This is a genomic window from Pseudoalteromonas sp. S3260, from assembly GCF_005886925.1.
In the GTDB taxonomy this organism is placed as follows: Bacteria; Pseudomonadota; Gammaproteobacteria; order Enterobacterales; family Alteromonadaceae; genus Pseudoalteromonas; species Pseudoalteromonas tetraodonis.
In genome coordinates, this window is the sequence record NZ_PNCV01000231.1 from 1 (window position 1) to 321 (window position 321).

Genomic DNA, 321 nt, shown 5'->3' on the forward strand with positions numbered 1-321 from the left:
TTTCATCAGCTCAGCCACTTTTTCGTCTAGGGCAAAGCTCGCGGGGTGTCCTGGATAGCGGCGTTGCCAGTTATTGGAAGCTTGGTGTAACTCAACTGGAGAGCCCAAATAAAGTTGTTTTATTTTAGCAAGTTGCACCCAGCCTTTAGCGATAGCTGAGCCGGAGTCATACTTTGTTAGCTGTTGCGGGCTCAAAGATTGTAAAGACCGCCACAAAATGGGGTTTAACTGTGATGCTTCTATTTGGTAGCGGTTTGCGGTTTCTGAAGCACGTAATAAAAATGGTGCGCTTTGTTGTGGCATTTGCATTCGCATGTAGGC

Annotated in this window: 1 protein-coding gene; it reads right to left on the minus strand. The window is 46.7% G+C overall.

Going from position 1 to position 321, the window contains the following annotated elements; translation table 11 throughout:
- Nucleotides 1–321 (minus strand): penicillin-binding protein activator (locus CWC14_RS18285; RefSeq protein WP_171036882.1); only part of this gene is annotated, 321 nt, incomplete at both ends.